Source organism: Paenibacillus sp. JT31N7 (assembly GCF_059692095.1).
Window position 1 is genome coordinate 873,013 of the sequence record NZ_JCAUAT010000002.1, and the last position, 22,208, is coordinate 895,220.

16 protein-coding genes are annotated in these 22,208 nt (G+C 57.3%); all 16 read right to left on the minus strand.

Going from position 1 to position 22,208, the window contains the following annotated elements; translation table 11 throughout:
• Positions 1-266: 266 nt before the first annotated feature.
• A complete protein-coding gene (locus AC58P5_RS14230; RefSeq protein ID WP_497387479.1) occupies positions 267-3,071 on the minus strand; it encodes a beta-galactosidase in 2,805 nt (934 codons plus the stop codon).
• 121 nt (positions 3,072-3,192) lie between these two features.
• A complete protein-coding gene (locus tag AC58P5_RS14235) occupies positions 3,193-5,640 on the minus strand; it encodes an alginate lyase family protein (protein WP_497387481.1) in 2,448 nt (815 codons plus the stop codon).
• Positions 5,637-6,779, minus strand: coding sequence for a glycoside hydrolase family 88 protein (locus AC58P5_RS14240; RefSeq protein ID WP_497387483.1), 1,143 nt, complete (start codon positions 6,777-6,779; stop codon positions 5,637-5,639). The genes AC58P5_RS14235 and AC58P5_RS14240 overlap by 4 nt, the downstream gene beginning before the upstream one ends.
• 269 nt (positions 6,780-7,048) lie before the next feature.
• Positions 7,049-8,641, minus strand: a complete 1,593-nt coding sequence (locus AC58P5_RS14245) for a response regulator transcription factor (protein ID WP_497387485.1) — start codon at positions 8,639-8,641, stop codon at positions 7,049-7,051.
• Entirely contained in the window at positions 8,634-10,373 is a 1,740-nt protein-coding gene (locus tag AC58P5_RS14250) for a sensor histidine kinase (protein WP_497387487.1), read from the minus strand. Before AC58P5_RS14250 ends, AC58P5_RS14245 begins: the two co-directional genes overlap by 8 nt.
• A gap of 136 nt (positions 10,374-10,509) precedes the next feature.
• On the minus strand, positions 10,510-11,844 hold the full coding sequence (locus AC58P5_RS14255) for an ABC transporter substrate-binding protein (RefSeq protein ID WP_497387489.1): 1,335 nt from the start codon (positions 11,842-11,844) through the stop codon (positions 10,510-10,512).
• Positions 11,845-11,983: 139 nt separating this feature from the next.
• The gene (locus AC58P5_RS14260; protein ID WP_497387491.1) at positions 11,984-12,820 is read right to left on the minus strand and encodes a carbohydrate ABC transporter permease; all 837 of its coding nucleotides are present in this window, start codon (positions 12,818-12,820) and stop codon (positions 11,984-11,986) included.
• Positions 12,821-12,832: 12 nt separating this feature from the next.
• Complete coding sequence (locus AC58P5_RS14265; RefSeq protein WP_497387493.1) at positions 12,833-13,780, minus strand: carbohydrate ABC transporter permease; 948 nt, start codon at positions 13,778-13,780, stop codon at positions 12,833-12,835.
• Positions 13,781-14,244: 464 nt separating this feature from the next.
• Entirely contained in the window at positions 14,245-15,231 is a 987-nt protein-coding gene (locus AC58P5_RS14270; protein ID WP_497387495.1) for a Gfo/Idh/MocA family protein, read from the minus strand.
• A 286-nt stretch (positions 15,232-15,517) separates the two neighbouring features.
• Positions 15,518-16,282 carry an ABC transporter permease gene (locus tag AC58P5_RS14275; RefSeq protein WP_497387497.1) on the minus strand — a complete coding sequence of 255 codons (765 nt, stop codon included), beginning with the start codon at positions 16,280-16,282 and terminating at the stop codon, positions 15,518-15,520.
• The gene (locus AC58P5_RS14280) at positions 16,282-17,028 is read right to left on the minus strand and encodes an ABC transporter ATP-binding protein (protein ID WP_497387499.1); all 747 of its coding nucleotides are present in this window, start codon (positions 17,026-17,028) and stop codon (positions 16,282-16,284) included. The genes AC58P5_RS14275 and AC58P5_RS14280 overlap by 1 nt, the downstream gene beginning before the upstream one ends.
• 1,236 nt (positions 17,029-18,264) lie before the next feature.
• Entirely contained in the window at positions 18,265-18,876 is a 612-nt protein-coding gene (locus AC58P5_RS14285) for a flavin reductase family protein (protein ID WP_497387501.1), read from the minus strand.
• 173 nt (positions 18,877-19,049) lie between these two features.
• Complete coding sequence (locus AC58P5_RS14290) at positions 19,050-19,661, minus strand: alpha/beta hydrolase (protein ID WP_497387590.1); 612 nt, start codon at positions 19,659-19,661, stop codon at positions 19,050-19,052.
• A 2-nt stretch (positions 19,662-19,663) separates the two neighbouring features.
• Entirely contained in the window at positions 19,664-20,614 is a 951-nt protein-coding gene (locus AC58P5_RS14295) for a ring-cleaving dioxygenase (RefSeq protein WP_497387503.1), read from the minus strand.
• A gap of 65 nt (positions 20,615-20,679) precedes the next feature.
• A complete protein-coding gene (locus AC58P5_RS14300; protein WP_497387505.1) occupies positions 20,680-21,306 on the minus strand; it encodes a nitroreductase family protein in 627 nt (208 codons plus the stop codon).
• 132 nt (positions 21,307-21,438) lie between these two features.
• Positions 21,439-22,170: a pirin family protein gene (locus AC58P5_RS14305; protein ID WP_497387507.1), complete on the minus strand. Its 732-nt coding sequence runs from the start codon at positions 22,168-22,170 to the stop codon at positions 21,439-21,441.
• Positions 22,171-22,208: the final 38 nt, after the last annotated feature.

The following is a 22,208-nucleotide window of genomic DNA, read 5'->3' on the forward strand; positions in this document are numbered from 1 at the left end:
TGTCTTGTAAACTCCACCCCCTATCTTTATAAAGATTTTATGAACCGGACGCACTTTCATTCATGATTTAGAAATGCCCCCACCTTTTTCTATTATCAGGGAAAGAAAGCGCTTTTTGAAGTATTATTTTATTATTTAATTTAAATATGGCAAAAAATTTTGTTATATTCTTGTTTTATCGGGAATAAAAAAGACACCGGAACCGTCCTCGCAGAACAGTTCCGATGCCTTTTGCTTTTATAAAAAGAACTCACGTTTCCGGCGGCTTAAACGGGCCCGCCCACAAGCTCCAGTCTGACGCCGGCAGGATTGCAGCCCTCTTCGTCGTAGAAAAGAACCTCGTTGCGCTTCTCCAGCAGGCTGACCGGAATCTTGTAGGATTCCTGGGGACCGATCTGCCAGTAACGGCCCAGGCAAAATCCGTTGACCCACAAAATCCCCTTGCTGAGCCCGTCGAGCGTGATTTTCAGCTTGGCTCCTTCCGGCGCACCGGTCTGCACCGGATCGTCGGAGCTGCCTGTGTGCTTCAGACTGACGCCGCCGCTGTCTTCCGGCCATTCGAACGAAGCTTTAAACCAGCGTGGAAGCTTGTCCCGGTCGGGGACCGTCTCCCCTGACGGTGCTGCCGCCGCCTTCGGCTTCGGCTCCAGTGGGGACCAGTCCGTCACACCGGCCGGATCGGCCGCGCCTGCCGTCATCCAGCGCGAAATACGGGAAGCGGAAGCATACAGATAGAGCTTCATTTTCGGAATGTGAGTAATCCCTTCCGCATCGAACTCCAGCTCGTTGCTGCCTTCCCGGAACAGACTGCCGATGTCCGCCACCCCGTACGGGGCATCGTTGCGGTTCCATGCCGTCTCGTTGCAGAGCTGGGGTACGACCTGCCGCCCGTTCACGCGCAGCCTGGACAAACCGTACCCGACGATGACGCCGCAGTCGAATTCGTTGCCGGTATGCAGCGTCCGGTACAAGCCGATCCGGCCTTCGATTTCCGGCAGCACCCGCAAAGAATGGACGCGTCCGGCGCCGTCAACCTGCCAGCCCTCCGTCAAATCGGCAGTAACTCCGCCCAGGCTCGGCATTGCGCTCAGCCCTTTCGGCTCGGCAAGTGTCTGGGTAAAATTGTAGCGGCCCATATTCTGCACAAGAATCCGCAGGCGGTTGACTCCCTGCCGAAGCGGAATATCCAGCGCCGCCGCTCCGATCTCGGTCGTCTGTCCGGCGTACCGGCCGTTTACGTAGATCCTGGCCGGGTCTTCGATACGCGGCAGCGTGAGCGTACGAAGCGCTTCCTCTGCGGAGTCGATCTCGGCCTCGTAAGCCAGGTACCCGCTGAACCGGCCGAAGGAAGTAAAGTCGAGCGGAGCTTCGGCTTCGCGGGAATCCCCCTTCGCGGCATCCTGCTCGGCGGCCTGCTGCCAGTCCGTCAGGGCCGGGGCCGTTCCCCGGGTGGCCGGGATAGAGGCCGCTTCCGCTTCCACAGCGGTACGGTCCGTCACGGTAATGCGGGCGAGTTCCGTCCCGCCGTGCCGGACCGTGATGGTCTGCGGCCGTTTCCCGTGGAACAGCGTAAAGACGAGGCGGCCTTCTTCGTCCGTCTGAACGCGCTGCGGCAGCGGACAGTCCGCTTCCAGTCCGCGGAGGCCGCCCGCGGAAAGGACGAGCGCGGACTGCTGGCCCGCCTCGTGGTACACGGCGCCTCTGCCGCGGTCGAAGCCGGTCGTGAAGCCGGTCATCGCCTCCAGGGTGACCGGCTCGCCGGACCCGGTGCTGCCGATTTCCACGCCGCATACGACCGGCAGGATGGCTCCCGCTTCCACCGTGTAAGGGAGCGGGGAGACCGGCTTCGCGGCCGGGCCGGAAGCGGCGGCCGCGGTGTCATGCCGATCGGACGCCTGTAGCGCCCCGCCTTGCAAGGAATCGTTGTCTCCCGAAAGAGGACAGCCGATGCCGAACTTTTGAAGGTCGAGCATCCCGTTCAGACGCTCCGTATCGTCGTTATGAATAAACAGAATCGTGCCCTGCGGGCCGGATTTCTTTTTGACGCCCGAATGTTTGCCCAGCGGAATAAAGGCTGTGCTGCCGGCGTTTTCGGTCAGAAGAGGCTCCATCCAGCGCACGAAATCATGGACGAGCTTCAGCGCTTTGTACTTGGCCGTGGGCCTCAAATATTCGTCGAGCGCAGCGTCGTAATCGTAGGAGGTGGTCATAAACGTGTGCTCCCCGATCGTTCTGCCGCCCCAATGCCCGAAATTCGTACCGCCGAAAAACATGTAATAGTTAATTGCCGTAAACCCTTCGCGGATCAGCTCGTACGTCTTGCGTTCCACCTGGGACGCGGTTTTCTGATTGGCCCGCGGTCCGCCCCACTGCTCGAACCAGCCGATCCAGAACTCCAGGACTCCTTTGGGCTGGTCGGCGAAACGCTCTTCCAGCGTACGGGCGTGCTCCTCGGCATGAGACCAGAAATTGCGGAACTCGACCGCTCCGTCTACAGCCCCGTAGCAGGTAACCAGGGGAACGTCGATCCCCCGTTCTTTCAGCCCGTCCCGCAAATATTCCATGTACGCTTTATCCGGCTTGCCGAGCGCCTGGAATTCGTTTTCCACCTGAACCATAATAACGGTGCCCGAGTTCGAAAAAAGACGGGGCAGAACGACCGGTACGAGACGGTCCCAGTACAGGTCCACATAGTGCAGAAATTCCCGGTGGAATTTCCGGTACTGCATATCCGGCTTCCGCTCCAGCCAGTAGGGCAGCCCGCCCATATCCCATTCCGCGCAAATGTACGGTCCCGGCCGAACGATGACGTACAGGCCGCGCTCGGCGCAGAGGTCCAGGAACGCTCCAAGATCCTTGTCTCCGCTGAAATCCCACTGCCCTTCCTCTTCTTCGTGCCAGTTCCAGGGGACATAGGTTTCGATGCAATTGCAACCGCCCTCCTTGGATTTGTCGAGCACTTCCGCCCATTCCGCTCTCGGCAGCCGGAAGTAATGGACGGCGGCGGATAAAATAAATACCCGTCTGCCGTCGATGATCCAGCTGTTGCGGTCGTATTGTACACGGGTCATGCGCATATAACCTCCTTATGCGAAAATGTCTCCTGGAAGGAGACATTTTCATATCAATTTAAATATTTTTTTCATTTTTTTATAAATATAAAGAAAGAATATTCCACTTAATTGTTTTACGCTACCTTACGTTGGTAGTTTCGATGCCTTCCGGCGTTTTTTTAATGAGCACCACTTCGCCGAAAATCTGAACGCCTTCCACGACGTAAGACATAATGCTCGTCGAGGGCGTCTGGTGGCAGATCACCACAACATGCTGCTCTCCCGAACTCTTCCATGTCAGACGGCAGGCTTCGGCCGAAGAGTCGGGAACCTTGGCTCCGTTATAGGTGAATACGTCCACCTGCTCCACGACCGGAACCTCCGTCTCTCCGGGACGGACCGGGTAAAGCACCTGCATCATAGAAGCCGGGCCTGTCGAGCCGCAGGAGAAGGTTACGGCCGGAGCCGGCGTCATCTCGTTATACCGGTAGGACACGTAGGCGTCCTCCGTCCGGACGAGCAGCGGGCCGCGTCCGGCTGCGCCGATGCCCGCGGGAACCGCTCCCTCGCCGGGAGTAGGGACGATGGAGGCTGTGCCGTCCTCATCCGCTTCCGCTCGCGGCGCTGTGCCGGCGGCCGCATGTGGCTGTGCGCCTGCCCCGCCGGCGTCTGTACACGCCTGTGCCGGAGCTCCGGCCGTCGTTTGGCCGGCCGTTATCCCCGCTTGATCGCTGCAACCGTTGCCTTGCTCGTCTGCCGCCTCACCTGCCGAAGCTCCGGCGCTGTCTCCGCCGGTCCCCGGTTCCGCTGCCGACAGAAGAGGCGTCCGCGTAACCGGCAGCACGTGCAGGCCCGCGGCTCCGTCCTGCGTCGTAAAGCAGACTCCCCGCTCTTCGATGCGCACCTGTCCGGGCGCGAAATGAAACCGCTGCTCGAAACGGTGCGCGTCCCCGCAGCGGAAGCTGTCGGCCAGCAGCCAGTAGTCCGGCTTGACGAAGATCAGGCGGCGCTTGGGGATAACGGGGTCGGCCAGATGAAGATAGCCGTCGTGGCTGCCTTCCGCATAGTCGGCCGCAGGTCCCGATGACCACCGGGTTCCCAGCGGAGCCGCAATACGGCCGTAGTCCCACGTGTCGAGGTACTCCGTGAATTCTTTGCCGTCCACGAGAGTCGTGTTGTGGGCGGCTCCCTGCTTGAAATACCGGCGGAACTCATCACCGCCGCAATACGTGTAGCGGCCGGGGTCCATCAGCAAATCCCGGCCGTACGCGCAGAGATCGACATGCAGCAGATCCGCATGGCCGTGACCGCCGCCCATCGGCCCGCAGTTCATGCTGGCGAACCGGGCGTCCGGCCCCCAATCCGAGCGCATGACATACTGTCCGGCTTCTTCGAACGCGCGGGACGCGGCTTCCGGCCGTACCGGCGCCAAGCGCTCGTAAGCTTCCGCCTTATGCAGGCCGTACAGCCACAAATTGGCCAGGTCCACGCGGGCGTGTCCGGCGTATTTCAGCTCCGCATCGCCGAACTGGATAGCGCCCGCGGTCAGAGCGTCACGCATATCGTTGTCGTCGCTGTCGCCTTTCATCAGCTGCCTGCCGCCCGGTTTCACGGAATATAGATTCGCCTTCGCCATGCGCCTCACGGCCGAGATCCATTCGGGATACAGCCCGATGCCGTTATTTTCAGCGAGATGCAGCACGTGCATATATTGAAAGAAAACTTCGTTATGGTAGAGCGGAGACTGCTCCCAATGCATGCCGTCCCGGCCAATCTGAAGGGCCGCCGTCTGCCGCAGCCGGTCGGCGCTTACTTCCAGCCAGAACGCCACATTGCGGAACTCCGGCATAAATACGGCGAGCGCAAAGAGGCCCGCGTTTTCAAGCACCCCCCAGTTGCTGAGGCGCCTCCAGGGATCGAAAGCTCCGGCAATGTACTCGCCGTGCTCATGCAGCGAAACCAGCATCCGGCCGAACAGCTCCGCCGTAAATCCCGGATAATCCCGGAAACACTCGTACGCCCGGATCCAGTTGATGCAGCGGAGCCCCGCCTCGATCGTCCGCCACGCCAGAGTGGCGGACGCTTCCGCCGGACCGGCGGGCACGGGATTGCGGCGCAGCCAGTCGTCCAGCTGCATGCAGAACGCTTCCGCGTACTTGCTCTCTCCCGTGACCAGGTACGCCTGCCCCAGATCGACCCAGTACGCATGCCGGTTCAGCATGTAAGCCCACTCCACATCGCCTGCGGGCACATGCTGCCAGTCGATGTCCTCCGCGAATGTGACCGGAACGCAGGTCGGCTCCATGTCCCATTCCCCGCGGAAGAGGAAAGTCTTTGCGGCGACGCGTTCGGCCGAGGCCAGCACTTCCCGCATGTCTTCCCCGTAATGATTACGGACATGGCCCACAAGCCGTTCTCGTTCTTCATTGCGGATAAACAGCACCGGAGAGGTGCGTGTACCGTAATGCCGTTTCAGCGTATCATAGGCTTCGTTCCGTCTCTCTCCGCCCGGCTCCAAGAGCGCGGCGGCAGCGGCCAGCTCCGGCCGTCCGGCATTCAACCCTTCTCCTATCCGGCGGCTCTTCATCCTAAGGTCCGCTCCTTGCGGTCATACCAGTAACCGGGAATATTCCGTTCCATGCGCATCAGGGCTTCCAGATAGTAGTAGTCGCCCCACACCATATAGTCGTCGAGGCCGAGATTTCCGCGTACGTGATAGGACCCGTGCTTAAGCAGCCCTTCCGCTTCGGGTTCTCCGGCCGTCGAATAATTTTTCACGAGAGAAGCAAGCGAACGTTCCAGCAGATCCGCGAACTCGGCCCGGTCCGGATCATCCGGCTCCAGGAGTCCGATCAGCTCATGCAGGCCCGCGGCAACGATGGCGGATGCCGAGCTGTCCCGCGGCGTCTCCCGCGTTACCTCCGCATAGAAATCCCAGTAAGCCACGGAGTCCTCCGGCAGTTGGGAGGCGAAGTAGCGCGCCATCCGCTTGGATGTTTCCAGATACGCCGCATTGCCGGTATACCGGTACGATAGGGCAAATCCGTACACGCCCCATGCCTGGCCGCGGCTCCATGTGGAACCGTTCGTAAAGCCCTGATGAGTCGCGCCTCCGATCGGCTCCCCCGTAACCGGCTCGAAAAAGAACGTATGGTAAGAGCTGTCGTCTCCGCGCACGAGGAACCGTCTGCTTTTATCCGCCTGAATAACGGCGGTTTTGCGGTATTTTTCGTCTCCCGTATGCTCGTAAGCCCAATAAAGCAGCGGCAGGTTAAGCAGGCAATCGATAATGATGCGGCCGCCCTCCGTTTCGTCACCCATCGGCCCCCAAGCCTGAATAAACTGCCCCTTGTCGTTCCAGCGTTCGAGCAGCTTGTCGGCCGCCTCCAGCGTCAAACTTTTGGCGTCCTCGTTCCCGAGTAGGATCCACTCCGCTTTGGAGGAAAGCGAGTACAGAAATCCGATATCGTGATGGGCCAGCACCTTGTTCTCTTCCATCCGCTTTTTCATGCCGCGCACGGTACTCTGCGCCGCTTCCAGAAATACTTCGTCCTTCGTATATTCGTAACAGAGCCAGAGCATGCCCGGCCAGAATCCGCATGTCCAATCGTCGTTATCCCGGAGCTCGTAGCTGCCGCCGTCGCTTACGTGCGGGAACTTGTCGCCAAACTTCCCGATATTCCGGCGCGTTTTGAGCACCGCATCTTCAATTGCCGCCTTCCACATGGCCAATCCCCTTTCCCGTCTGAAAACCTGTCCTTTAACAATCTGAGTGTGATGCGTCCATTGTAACGGGCGCCGCCCTTCCGACACAGGTGTGATTTTGGCAGGGATGTGCACTATTTTGACCTGGGGGCCCGCAGGCCCGTGCGCACGGAAATCCGGGGCAATGCCCGCAGCCCTGTTACGACAACACTGCCGGTTGCGAAGCATGCTCCGCAGGTCTCTTACAAGCCCACGGCCGGCCCCTTTTCACCTAAAAAAAGAGCATCGGGTTATCTCTCCCGATACTCTCGCGGCGTCCGGCCGGTGTACTTTTTAAACACTTTGGAAAAATAAGTCCGGTCCGAATAGCCGAGCTTGGCGGCAATCAGTTCTACCGGGTCTTCCGACATCTGAAGCGCCTTGCAGGCGATTTTAACTTTGTACCGGTGCGCGTAATCGGTGAAGCTTTCTCCCGTCAGGCGTTTGAAATACCGGGAGAAATAGCTCGGATTCATGAACAGGTGTTCCGCCACGTCGATGGAGCTCACGTTCTCACCCAGGTGCCGGTAAATGTAATCGTCGATCACCTGCAGTTTCGGTTCTTTCACGGCCGGCGCGGCTCCCGTATCGGCTCCGATCATGAGCCGCTGAATCATCCAGCCGAAGACGGCGAGCGCATCATCGACGTGCAGAGCCGTCTGCAGATACGGAATCCATTCGTCTTCCTCCGTGTCCGCGCCCGGCCGGGCCTGCTGAATAAACAGCTGGCGGGCCTTCCGGACGCACAGCCGGTTCAGCTCCTCGGGATCGGCCAGCTTGCCGCAAGCCGTCCGGCGGATGCGCTCGATCGCCCCCTCCAGCAGCGCGTGGTCGCGATGGGCGGCAGCCGCCCCGATGTCTTCGAGCTCCTGCCCGAACAACCCCTCCGCGGGAAGATAGTACACCTCCGACCCGTCGTCGAACTTCGGCGGCGCATACCCCGAGTCCGCGTAGTAGAAGCGGTACCGGTTCTTCACCATGCTCCGGAAGGTAGGGCCGGCCGAAGACAGCTCCAGCCTTGCCGGGCTGGATAAAAACCGCAGGCCCACATGCAGGAACCGGTCGCACTTATCCCGCAGATCGGCCGTGTAATCGTGCAGGTACTGCTTTTCGTTAAACGTCAGCCCGGGCCGGTAATTGAGCAGAATGACGAGAAAATCGCCGGTGTTGAACACCGTAACGCCTTCGTACGTCTGGGCCACCTCGCAAGCGATGTTGTAAACGCCGTAGCGCAAAAGCGGCATGTCCCGGCTTGCGTATTTTTCGGGAAGACCCGCGAGGGACAAGTGCCCCAGCAGCAGCGCGTAAGCCGGATGCTTCCATTCCACTCCGAGGCGCTCGGCGTATCCGAGCAGGCCGTCCGCATCCGTTCCCTTGGTTAGCCGCTGGAACAGCGATTCCTTCAGCAAGTCCCGGTTACGGTTCACGTCCTCCCGGTAAGACACCTGCTCCAGGCTGACGACGGACTGCTGAATCCGTCCCACGGACTGCTTCAGACTTCGGAGAAGCTGGTCTTCCGTCAGCTCGTCCTTAATGAGATAATCGTCGGCGTTAAGCAGCAGCGCTTGCTTGGCATAATGAAAATCCTCGTGGCAGGTCAGAAAAATAATCCGGACCCCCGGCTTGATACTCGAGAACTCGGCGGCCAGCTCCAGCCCGTTCATCTGCGGCAGGCCGATATCGGTCACGACAATGTCGGGCAGCAGCTCCTTGAACATCTGCAGCGCCCGCACGCTGGAGTAGGTTTCTCCGGCTACGTGAAGACCGCAGGCTTCCCAGTCAATCAGCTTGTGCAAATATTTCAGCATCGGCACATCGTCGTCAATCAGCATGACGTTATACATGGCTCTCCCCCTCTGAAGGTTGAATCGGGAATGACAGCCTTACGGCCACGCCCCCGCTTTCGCTGCGCTCCATTTCCATCTCCGCCGACATGCCGTAGGTCAGCCGCATACGCTGCAGCACGTTAAGCAGGCCGACCCGGCGGTACGAGGACTGCTGGTCCGGGTCTTTGTTCAGCACGGCCTGCAGCTCCCGGAGCTGCCCGTCCGTCATCCCCTTGCCGTTATCGGAGATGCAGATCACGATCCGGTCCTCCATGCGTTCTGCCGTGAGCGCAATCAGACCGCCCTCCTCCTTGTCAACGAAGCCGTGCACCACCGCGTTCTCGACGATCGGCTGGAGCAGCAGCATCGGCATCGGCTGTCTCTCGAGCTCGGCCGGAATTTGGACGGCAAGCTCCAGCGCGAGATCGTTGCGCATGTTCATGATTTCCAGGTAATGCTTCAAAAGCACGCTCTCGCTGCGCAGCGTAGAGGGCTCGTTCACTCTCATATAAGCGCGGAGCAGACTGCTCAGCGAATCGATCATCCGTCCGTGCAGTCTATCGTCCGACACATACAGGCTGCATTTGATCGAATTCAGCGTATTGAGAAGAAAATGCGGCCGGATCTGGGCGAACAGGGCCTGCAGCTCCAGCACGCGCTTCTGCTCCTGCTCGGTCTCGATACTGGCGATAAGCCCGTTGATCTCGTCGAGCATCGAGTTGAAGGAGCGGCCGAGATCGCTGATTTCGTCTCTGCCTTTATCCGGGAAGCGGATGCTCCGGTTCCCTTCGCCGAACTGGTGCGCAATCCGCTGAAGCTTGCGGATCGGGCGGTGTAGGCTGCGCGCCAGGAAGAAGGACAGCATCAGGAACATGATGATAAATACCGCTACGGCCATGGCGCTGACAAAGAACGTTTTCGTAATTTGTCCCGTGGCCGTTTTCTCCGGCGTCTCGTACACCAGCTTCCAGTTGCCTTGGGCAATAACGGCCTCGCTGCGGATATTCCGCTCTCCCTGTTTTCTCGGAAGCTCCGGCTCCGTAAAAGCAAGGGAGGAATTGCCCGCGATGAGCTGCCCGTTTTTCTCGAAAAGCGTAAACTGGCCGGAAGTTGAAGACGAGAAGTACGGATCGAAGTAGGTGCTGGAAATGCCGATCATCAGCGTTCCGAGCAGGCCTCCGGTTTCCGAGTCCCGGATGACCCTCGACAAATAGTAGTACGTGTCCTTACCCGGACCCGATCCCGCGACCGTTCCGAGCCATTGGATGCTGGTCGGGTTGTCCAGCACAATCCGCGGCTTTACCGTCTTCCAGTCGCTCTCCATCTCCGGCAGCGTCTGCCCGCTCCCCACATCCATATACGGCACGATAAAGCCCGTATCGTTAACCAGGAACAGCCGCACATACTTGTTCAAGGCGTTAATCGACACCTGATCGTAGCTGTTGCGGATTTTGGTGTACTTATTGAAATCGTCAAAGGTATGAATACCGGTCATTCCTTGAATCTCTCGGAGATTGTCCCGGATCTCCACATTTTGCACGTAGAAATGCGAAGCGAAGGAGATATCGTCCAGCAGTTTCTCGACATCCTTGGTCATAAGCTGCAAAATCGACTGGTTGGCCGCTTCCATTTTATCCATGGTGGTCCGTTTGATCGTGATGTAAGCGAGCGAAGATACGGTCACGAACGGCAGCAGGATGAAGATCAGGAACGAGAATTGTATTTTGCGGTAAAACGAGCTCTGCAGCATGGCGCTCCTCCTCTGTCCGGACCTTCGCAAGCGCTTTCGTACCGGGTGTTTTTCTCACTATACCAAGAACGCCCGAAAACGGGCTACGGCAAAAACCCCCAGTTCAGGAGGTCTTTGCCGCAGAATCGTCCTTGAATTACTTTTTATTTTTCTCGATGACCTTGTTCGCTTCGTCTACCATCCATTTCTGAACGTCTTCCACTTTCTTGTTGTCCAGAATGAACATGCTGAATCCGTCGGTCAGGATTTTGTCCAGAGCAGCCGCGTAAGAAATGCTGTTCTTGGATGGCGGCAGGGCCTTAATGCCTGCACCGAATAGCGTGTACATCAGGGAATCCACATCGTACAGGTCCTTGTTCTGGCCGATCAGACGTTCCGCAAGCGGCTTGGCATCGCCTTTCTTCCAGCCCGGAAGCTCGGCGCGCGCGTCCGTCAGGTTCGTGGACATGAAGCGCATGAACTGGTAGGCTTCCTGTTTATGCTCGGAGCTTGCACCTACGGACATGTAGTTGCCCCCCATGAACATATCGGTCGAATCGCCTTTCTTTTGAACCGGTACCGGCGCGATGGCCGTTTTGAACGTATGCGGGAATTTTTGCGTATCCCCGATTTCGCTGATCATCCAGGAACCGGACAGCAGCATAGCCGCTTTCTGGTTAAAGAATTCCGCGCGGTAGTTCAGCTTCGCGCCGATGACGTCCGCGTAAGGTTTCGCCGTCTTATCTTCCTTCTCCATCGCGCGGCGGAGATTGAAGAAATACGTGTAGGTCGGGCTGTCGAAGTTCGTTTTGCCTTCTTCCGTCAGGAACGGATGCTGCATGTAAATTTGCGCGTCCGGATTGGCGTACACCGGCCAGTTGTGGAAGTAAGCGCCGTAGCGTTTTTCCGTGCCTTCGCCTTTGTTCAGCTTCTTGGCGTATTCGCGGAATTCGTCCCATGTCCAGCCCAGTTTCGGAACCGGCAGACCCGCTTCGTCCAGAGCGTCTTTATTCAGAAGCACGAAGTTTGTCGTGATGTTGTTTTGGATGCCGTAATATTTGCCTTCAAACTTCGGATTGACGAAATATTCTTCTTCCGGCTTCACGTTGTCTTTGGCGTAGAACTCATCCAGCGGAGCCAGCACTTTGTTGGCTACACGCGTATCCAGCTCGCTGATGCTCGGAAACATGACGACATCGACTTTCTCGCCGGATGTCAGCAGGACGTCGAGCTTTTTGAGAGACTCCAGCGAGTTACCCGGCACCAGAGAAATATGCTGAACCTTGATGTTCGGATATTTTTCCTGGAATTGATCGATATATTTCTTGGTCGATTGCGCCTGGGTTTCGTTATCCCAGTTGTAATACTTGATGGTGACCGGTTTGCCGGAGCTGTCTTTGCCTGCGGAGCCTTCTTCGGACTTGCCGCAGCCGCTGAGAACCGTAATGGCCAACATGACGCAGATAAGTACCCATGCCGTCGCCTTTTTCATTGTGTTGTTCCCCCTCAACCTGTGTGTTATTTCCTCTACAATCGGTATTATAGCCCCCATGCCGGGCAAACGTTGTGCAACAATTTGACTACTTCTGTGAACAATTTTGACTCTGTGCACGATTTTGGGGCGTCCCGCGCTATCCTTTCACACCGCCGAGGGCGATACCCTTGATCACGTGTTTTTGCAGGGCGATAAAAATAACCAGAAGCGGGATAATGGCCGATAAAGAAGCCATCATGAGTACCGCGAAGTTGTCCGCATAATCGTCCTTGAAGAGCTGAATGCCGAGCGTAATCGGATAAAGCTCCTTGTCCAGCAGGAAAATAAGCGGCATCTGGTAGTCGTTCCACGTCCAGATGAATTTGATGATCGCGACCGTGGCGAGAATCGGCTTGCAGAGCGGCAGCATAATCTGCCAGTAGATGCGGAAGTAACCCGCGCCGTCGATTTTGGCGGCTTCGATGAAGTCGCTGTGTATGCTCATCATAAACTGCCGCAGCAAGAATGTGAAATAGATCGAGAACATCATCATCAGGATCAGCGCCAGATGCGTATCGTACAAGCCAAGCCAGCGGATCAGCAGGAAGCGGGGAATCAGCGTTGCCTGCTCCGGCACGATCATAAAGGTCAGAAGCAGCGTAAACGCGATATTGCGTCCCCGGAAGTTCAGCTTCGTGAACGAGAACGCGGCCATCGAGGAGATGATCAGCGTCAGGACGGTAACGATCACGGACAGCTTGATGGAGTTAAAATAAAACAGGTGAAACGGGACATTGCCGGTCCAGACGGCTTTGAAGTTCCCCACCGCGTTCCATGCCTGCGGAATCCACTGGATCGGGAAGACCATGACGTCCTTCTCGTATTTCATGGCCGCCGAGGTCATCCACAAGAGCGGAATGAGGAAGCACAGGGAGAACAAGCCGATAATCACGGTGTTAAACAATTTCCAGAAATCAAATTTGCGCAAACTCATACGTGCTTCCTCCTATCCGTAGTGAACCTGGCGCTTCTGAATCTGCCAGGAAACCAGAGTGATAATGCCGACAATGGCGAACAGCAGCCACGAAATCGAAGAAGCGTAGCCCATCCGGAAGTTGCGGAAACCTTCTTCGTAAATCCGGTAGACCAGCACCGTGGAGGCGTTATTGGGTCCGCCGCTCGTCAGGAAGGCGATCAGATCGAATACCTTGAACGAGCCCATCAGCAGCGTGATAAAAAGAAACGTATTCGTCGGGCCGAGCATCGGCATCGTGATTTTGTAAAACTTCTGCAGGGAGCTGGCTCCGTCGATGCTGGCGGCTTCGTACATATCGTCCGGGATGCCTGATAGGCCCGCCATATAAATAATGATCTGGTAGCCCAGTCCCGCCCAGATGGCGATAATCGCGATGGACAGCAGGGCATACTTCGGATCGGCCAGCCACATCGGCGGATTGTCGATCCCCATGCTTTTCAGAAAGCCGTTAATCGGTCCCAGCGAAGGGTGGTACAAAGCGCTCCAGACAGCGCCGACCGCGATAATCGACGAAATGTAAGGAATAAAAAACGCCACTTTAAAATAGCTCTGCGCGTACACTTTCGTGTGAATCAGCACCGCGAGCACCAGCGACAGCGCCATGCCGACCGGTACCGTTAGGACGGTGTAGATCAAGTTGTTTTTAATCGCGGCAAGAACCTTGTCGTCCTGAAACATTTCCACATAGTTTTGCAGACCGACGAATTTAACGGAAGACATCCCGCCCAGAAGGTTCCAGTCGCACAAGCTCATATAAAGGGAAAATAAGACCGGGAATAAATACAGCAGCACAATGCCGATCAGCTCCGGGGACAGAAACAGCCAGCCTATCGTCGCCTCTTTCCTCCGGTGGTTCCAAAACGGCTTCTTGGGAGCCGACGCGGCCGCCCTGCTCACATTCGAGCTGTCCAGTTTCATACTTAAGCACCTCTCTACCTTGATGGTACCTTCACTATACGATGGCCGGACGGACGGGACCGATTCGGATTCTGACCAAAATGTGCACTATTTTGACTTTGCTTTCGGGGGAGCAAAGCGGTTTATCGCGATGCGCCATCGCGGTTTTGTATTCCCAGACCGTTGAAAAGTACGACAAAAAAAGCCTGCAGTCCCTTCCGGATTCGGAAAGGAGCCGCAGGCTCGCCCGCGGTCAAAAGACCGCGCTTTTTTTTGTGCTGCGTTTAACCGCAGCGGCGGAAGCGGAAGAGCGGAACGGCTTATACAGAGCCGTGTGGACGACCACCGTCATGTGTCGCCAAGCACCGCGCGACGGGAGCCTCGCGCGGTGCGGAAAGACATTGCCGTTTTCCAAAGAATCAGGATTACGGCCTTACAGCTCGCCGCTTGTCACTAGCCGTCCGCTATCCAGTCCCACAGCCGGATTACTTCTCGTCCGCCGGGAACACAAGCCCGATTTGCCTGCGGGCTTCGTCCATAATTTCCATGGCGGTCAGCGAAACCTCATGGGAATTAACCGCGGATTCCGTCTTGCCTTCCCGGATCAGGTCGATAAATTCCTGAACCTCGTAATACATGTTCCGCGCGATCTGAGGCTGCGTAAGATCCTCCACAGAGCCGTCCCTGTAGCGGATTTCGACTTTTTCCGGCTGGCTGATCTTGTCGATCACCATCGTGCCGTTCTCGCCCTGAATCTCCGAGGACTGATAGGAATGCGTAATTTTCGAGTGCATGATAACGGCGTCCATCTCTCCGTACTTGAGCAGCACGCTGCCCTCTCCGTCCACACACGATTCCAGCAGCATGCCACCCGCCTTTACGGCATCCGGCTTACCGAACAGCTGAACGGCCGGATGCACGCAGTACACCCCGAGATCCATCATCGAACCGTTGGAAAAGACGGGATTGAACGCGTTCAGGACGGTGCCCTGCTTGTATGCGTCATAGCGCGAAGAATACTGGCAGTAGCTGCCGAAATACCGGCGCACCGGACCGATTTTGTGGAGATTGTCCCGGATGGCCTTAAAGTTCGGAAGCAGCGTGGATTTCAAAGCTTCCATCAGCAGCACTTTGTTCTCCTTCGCCGCCCCGATCATCGCGCGGAGTTCCCGCGTATTCGAAGCGATAGGCTTCTCGCACAGCACATGCTTTCCGCCCTTCATCAGCACGATGGCCTGTTCGGCGTGAAAAGAATTGGGGCTGGCGATATAAACCGCATCGAATTCGCCGCTTTGCGCCATGTCCGCCAGGTCCGTATATATGTGCGGGATATCGAATTTGTCCGCAAATTGCCGTGCGCGCTCCGCCGTGCGGGAATAAACCCCGGTGAGCCGGAAGTCTTCCGATTCCCGGCCGGCATGAATAAGCTCTTCCGTAATCCAGTTCGTTCCTACAACTGCAAATCTGATCATCCTCGTCTTCCTTTCTGTTAAACCGTTATGTATGGTTTCTAGTTTATCATGGCCTGTACTATCGGCAAAATAACGGCGGCGCTGGTCAACATGGTTACACGGAAGCGCTTTTTATGTATACGGTCCGGGCCGTACGCGGCCGGTGCCGTTGTGAGGCTTCACTCCCGCCGAATCCAACGGCTTCGCTCCCTCTTTTTCAGGTGGAAAACGTTTCCGGCCGATTTCGCATTGGCGGCAGCCGGGAGCAGAGGCCAGAAGCACCCGAGAGAACGGGAGCGCCCCCTCTCTACAGCTTTTTCGCTTCCGTCACCCTCAGCCGCCCGTCTGCCGTAAACCATAGAGGCGCGCTCAGCAAACCGAGCAGCATGGCGGTCAGCGCCGCGGCCGAGGACAGCACGAACATGATCAGAATCTGATAGCGCACCGCCTCCACCGGGTCGGCTCCCGCCGCGATCATCCCGGTCATCATGCCCGGAAGCTGGACGAGTCCCGTCGTCTTCATGCCGTCGAGTGTCGGAATCATGCCGGAGCGGACCGACCGCTTGATCGACGCGTGAATCGCCTGCTTCGCGGTGGCGCCCAAAGCAAGCAGAGCTTCGATCTCTCCGCGGGCCGCCTCCATTTCCCTTTTCATCGCATTCAGAAAAAGACCCGCCACAATCATCGAACTGCCGATGGTAATCCCGCTGATCGGGATAATGAACTGCGGAATCGCTTCGATGATGCCGAACCCGAGCAGCAGCGCCATCGTCACAGCCTCGGTGCAAGCCAGAGCTAAGGCGATCCGGGTTTTGATGCCGGGAATCTCCTTAGCCCGTTTGCCCACGTTCCAGGTGGCGACCGCGATCATAGCCGCCACGATCACGACCATAAACAGCGGGTGCTTGGCATCGAACACCATATGCAGCACATACCCGACAAACAGGAGCTGCACGGCGGAGCGGATCGTGCCGACGATAATTTCTTTCTCCAGCCCCAGCTTCTGTCTCATGGACAGCAAAATCGTCACGGCCACGAACACCAGTGTGCTGACCAGCGCAAGATTGGACATCAGTCTTCCTCCCCTTCCCGGTCCGGGCGGGAGATAAAACGGCGCGCCTGTTCGGTCGAAGGCTCCCGGAAAAATTCCCCGGCCCGCGCCGATTCCATCAGCCGTCCTTCGTCCATAAACCATACCGCATCGCTTACCTGGGCCGCCTGTTCCAGATCATGAGTAATCCAGACGAGAGATGTGCCCGCGCTCCGCGACCAGTCCGTGAGCAGGCGCTCGGCCGCCCTTTTGCTGCCGGGATCAAGCGAAGCCGTCACTTCGTCGAGCAGCATCACTTCCGGCTGAAGGAGCATAGCCCGGACGAGAGCCGTCCGCTGCTTTTCGCCGCCGGACAAATCTCCGCCCTGCTTCGACCAGTCCAGACCTTCCAGACCGAGCGCAGCCATGTACCGCTCTGCGAGCCCGCGGTCGAACGGGGTTCCGTGCAGCCTGCTCACCGTCTGCAAATTTTCTTCCACGCTGCCCGGCAGCATAACCGGCTGCTGGGCGACGTAGCAGATTTTTTTGCGCCACTCCTGCGGCTTCCATTCTTCCGCGCTTTTACCGTGAAGCCGGAGGTCACCTTCATCCGGCCGGTCGAGACGGGCCAGGATGCGAAGCAGCGTCGTTTTCCCCTGCCCCGACGTCCCGATCACCGCAACGCGCTCGCCTTCCCCCACCTCCGCCGAGATGTCCCGGAACAAATAATCGGAGGGACGGTCGTGTCTTTTTTTTGAAATGCCGTGCAAAATCAGCCTCGTACCCACTATGTAACACTCCCTGCCGCAAACGCCTCAAGCATCCGCTAGTCGTTCCTCCCATTATAGCCCGGGACGGGACGGACGAACATACACGGAGGGAAAGCAATCGTTCCGGGGGGCCTCTTTCCTATTCCTTGGAAGACGTAGAACGTTTTTTAAAAGAAACTTGCGGAGCCGTCCGGGTTGACAGGGAGGAACGCAAGGAAAGCTTTGTGAGCTTGCCGGGCGAGCCCGACCGAGTCCTGGATCTGTACAAAATAGAGGACCGGGATGTCTTATCGGGATTGAAAGACGGGGAAGAGAAGTCTCGCCATTGGGAGTTTCAGACTCTGTATGAAACACTTCCCATGCACCCGGATGAACATAAAAAAAGAGCGCAGATTCAAAAAAGCATTCAGCGAGGCTCCCTCCTCATAGACTATATATAAACAAGTAGGCCCCATCCAATTGGACAGGGCTTTTATTTATTACCTAATGTATGGAGCGTTGACCTAATCCTCTGTAGTTCCTCCAGCCGCCCAATACCCAGCCGGAAAAGCAACCAGGAGTGTGGCAATATAGCGAATAGTCATGTTTGAATCATAGTAAAAGTCAAGTCTTGTTGCAATCGTAATGACTGCAAGAACAAAAGGGACAGTCAGAAGTATTCGTTGGGTGCGAGTTTTCATAACGTCACCACCGTTTTGCTTCTTATTTTTTTAATCGTAGTAGTCTTTAGTAGTCATCACCGTTAAATATTACCAATAATTTACATGTGAGTCAAAGGTAAAAATATAGCCGCATTCGCAGAAGAAAACTACAAACAACGTGACAACTATTTTCATGAGTTGCTTGGTGAATCCATGACAATGACCTTACACCCAGAAGTAAATCCCGAGCAAAACAAAAGCTGCGGACCTTTCCGGTATTCCGGCAAAGACCGCAGCTTTTTACCTTTTCGATCACCGTTTCTCCGGTTGAGCGGAAGTCAGCCTTTCAACTACAGGGTTTCGTCCGGCGAATGTCCCTACTGCGCTCTGTATCCAAGAGCACGTATCCGCCAGAGCTTTCCGCCAAACACTTACCCGCTCTAGATTCTCGCAACGCGCACAGTTCTTTTGCGGGGTGTGGTGTCGCAGCCAACGGAGGTATTTCCTTCGGCCGTCTAAAGCGGCCCGCGGCGACTTGGCTGCGGCTGTTACCGCCTGTCATCGCCAACTGTCGCCCCTAGCCGTCACCGCTAGCTGTCGCCACCGCCACCGCTTACTCCGGCCGCTCCAGCGAGAAGATCTCGCCGAGCTTGCTGTAGCTGCTTCCGGCGAGTCTGCTGACCGGACGGAGCGCGGCCGGGTCGATGCGCCCTCCGCTGTACAGCTCGTCGGCGATATGGAAGCGGACCACGCGGCCGATCAGCAGATCGCACGCCGGCGCCGACTCGATGCCGCCGAGCGGAATCGACCGCTCCAGCACGCACTCCATGCGGATCTTCGCTTCGGATACGCCGGGCACGGCGATTTTGCCGCTTTCGACGAGCGTCAGTCCCGCAAGCTCGATCTCGCTCTCATCCGGCGGCAGCCCGGCCGCCGTTGCGTTGATCGCGTCGATGTACGATTCGTCGCTGATGTGAACGACGAACGCGCCCAGATCGTGTGCGTTGCGCGCCGTATCCTTCGGCTCTCCGTTCTTCCGCTGAACGGAGACGGAAATCAGCGGCGGGTTGGCCGCCACGATGTTGAAGTAACTGAACGGCGCCGCGTTGACGACGCCTTCTTTGGACAGCGTCGTCACGAACGCGACCGGCCGGGGAATGATGCTCCCGATCAGCAGCTTATACGTCTCGCGCTCGCTCTGGCTTTCCGGATCGATCTCAATCATACTCACTCTTTCCTTTCTCTCCCGCCTCCGCTCCTGCGAGGGCGGGGTGCTGTGATGCCTATAAGGCAGTTCTGTCAGGCGGGATACTGTGACGCCGGCGAGGCAGTTCCATTAGGCGGCGCTTCCCGTCCTGTAGGTTTACGCCGCGACCCGGATCCGCCTCGCGCTCAGCCTCAACCTTTAAAATGATCCGCAAACCACTCCGCCGCGGCATTGACTTCCGATCCTGTCAACTGGTGCCCGTAGTTCTCCCAGTGAACGTCCACTTCGGCGCCCGCCGATTCCAGCAGATCCTTCAGCTCCTTCGTCTCGCCCGGCGTGCAGAGCGGATCATTCTTGCCCGCTCCGATAAAGACGGGCAGACCCGCGGAATCCGGCAGCTCGATACCTCTGCGGGGCACCATCGGATGATGAAGGATTGCCCCTTTTAAAGCCTGCTTGTAATGGAAAAGCAGGCTGCCCGCAATGTTCGCCCCGTTGGAGTAACCCACGGCAACGAGATTGCCGCGGTCGAATCCGTACTGTTCCGCCGCCGCGTTCAGAAACCCGTAAAGCTCCTCCGTACGGAATACGAGATCTTCTTCGTCGAATATGCCCTCCGCCAGCCTGCGGAAAAAGCGCGGCATCCCGTTTTCGAGAACGTTGCCCCGGACACTCAGCACCGAGGATTCCGGCGAGATGCGCTCGGCCAGCGGAAGCAGATCATGCTCGGTTCCTCCCGTCCCGTGGAAAAGGACCAGGACAGGCGCCGCCGGATTGCTTCCTTCACGGTACACATGCTTCATCGTCATTGTTTATCCGCCTCCAATACACGGACTTCGATAGGAGGAAGTCCTTTCTGAATAGTCGCCCGGTGAGGTTCATACCATTCCGGCAGCACAAGCTCTTCGCCCAGCGCTTCAAACGGTTCGTCGCGCGTAAAGCCCGGAGGATCCGTCGCGATCTCGAACAAGATTCCGCCCGCCTCGCGGAAGTAAATCGCGTTAAAATACTGGCGGTCGATAACCGGTGTCGGCTGGAATCCGTTCGTCTGGACATAGTCTCTCCAGTCCTCGTGGTCTTCGAAGTCTTTGGCCCGCCAGGCGATATGATGGACCGTGCCCGCTCCGCCGGCGCCTTGAGGCACCACGTCCTTTTTGATATCCACCACGTTGCCGATGTCGCCTTCCGATACGAAACGGACCAGGCCGTCTTCCTCGGCGGTTCTTATCAGCCCCATCACATGCTCAACGGTATGCATCGTGCTTTCCGGGTTCAGGCTGTACAGCACCGCGCCGCCGAAGCCTTTGATCGCTTTGTCCGCGGGCACGCCGCCGAACGACCATTTGCTGTCCGCTCCTTCCGCCCGCTCCACCAGCTCAAGCTCCAGACCGTCCTTATCCTGGAATTGGATATACGTTTCCGAGAAACGCTTCGTCTCCCGGTAAGGAATATCCAGCTTCTGCAGCCGCTCTTTCCAGAAAGGCAGCGCCCCCTGCGGAACCGCAAAGGTCACGATGCCGACCTGACCGCCCCCGATGCGGCCTTTGCGCGACGTTGCCCAAGGGAAGAACGTAATGGCCGTGCCCGGGCTTCCCGATTCATTTCCGAAATACAGATGATACACTTCCGGCGCGTCGAAGTTGATCGTTTTTTTCACGAGTCTCAGACCGAGCACACCGGCGTAAAAATCAACGTTCGCCTGCGCGTCTTTTACAAATGCGGTAATATGATGAATGCCTGCTGTTTTTTTCGTCATGATTGAGCACCTCTTCGATTTTAATATAGGTTGGCTTTACAGGAGAAAATTAGTCGGGAGCTTTCTCAGAAAGAGTCCCTGCTTACGAATTCGCCGACCGGCTTGCGGTAGCCCCGCGGCCTTTGGCCGGAAACGTCTTCCTTGCCTATGGTAATGAGCAGAGCCGGTACATACCGGTCCGGGATATTCAGCGCTTCGCGCATCGCGTCGGCATCGAAACCGATCATCGGACAGGTGTCCCACCCTTTGTCTTTGGCGGCCAGCATGAAGGTCATCGCCGACAAGCTCGCGTTGCGGATCGCTTCGTCGCGTTTGAACGCATCGCCTCTGTCCTCGTAAAACGCCGTGACCGCTTCGATCGTCTGATCATACTCCTGCTTGTTGATCACGCCCAGATTCAGCAGCCCTTCGTTGATCTTGCCGGCATCGTGATGGGCGTCCATATGACCGAGCACCAGAATCGCGGCCGACGCCATTTTTACCTTGTATTGCTTGTTAGCGGCCTCATACACCCGCTCCTTTACCGCGGGATCCTTCACGACCACGTAATGCGCATGCTGCAAATTAAAAGCCGACGGCGTATATTTGACCAGGCTGAAAATCGCATCCAGTTCTTGATCCGGCAGCTCGACACCCTGCGCGAATTTGGTGGCCGATCTGCGTTCTTTTAATACCGTTTCGAAATCATTCATGAAAAATCTCTCCTTTATTTCGGCAGTGGTAGGGTTTTGCGTCTATATCAACCGTCAAGCGGAAGCTTGCGGGACATGTGTTTTCGCCCCCAACGGGGCTTTCTTGCAAAAAGATTGCGAACGAACTCTCGCTTACGGCAGGTCGATCAGCATAAGCCGGGCTCCCGACTCCGTATGCAGGTCGAGCCGCTCCTGCTCCGTAATGCGCGCCGCGTCCCTGCGGGAGAGCTTGTAAGCGCCGTCCGCCGCGACGGAGCCTTCGATGACGAAGACGTACATCCGTCTTCCCGGCTTCTGGCTGAAAGTCAGCGTATGTCCCGGCTCCAGCTCGGCCAGGTAGAGCGTAAGATCCTGATGAATGCGGGCCGGCTTCATCCCGTCACCGTCAGCACCTGCGGCGGTTTCCCGCTGCCGCCCCGATACGACGGGGACCCATTCGTTACGCCGGGTGCCCAGATCGTAAGAAGCCTGCTCATAGGAAGGGGCCAGCCCTTCTTCATCCGGGGTAAACCAGAGCTGGAGCAGCTCCACTTCTTCCGAAGCCGAAGGATTCGTCTCGGAATGCTCGATGCCGGTCCCCGCGGTCATCCGCTGGACTTCTCCCGCACGCGTGACCGTTTTGTTGCCCAGCGTGTCTTCGTGCTGAAGCTCGCCCCGGAGCACTACCGTCACGATCTCCATTTCCTCATGCTTGTGGAAATTGAATCCTTTTAAAGGCTGCACCCGGTCATCGTTGAACACCCTCAGCGGCCCGAATTCCGTATTTCCCGGATCGAAATAACCGCCGAATGAAAAACTGTGGCTCGTGTAAAGCCAGCCGAAATTCCTCGTAATGCGTGCCAGCGCCTCGTGAACTTTGATCATGACAACCGCTCCCTTGTCCGGAATGTACCGGAAATCTT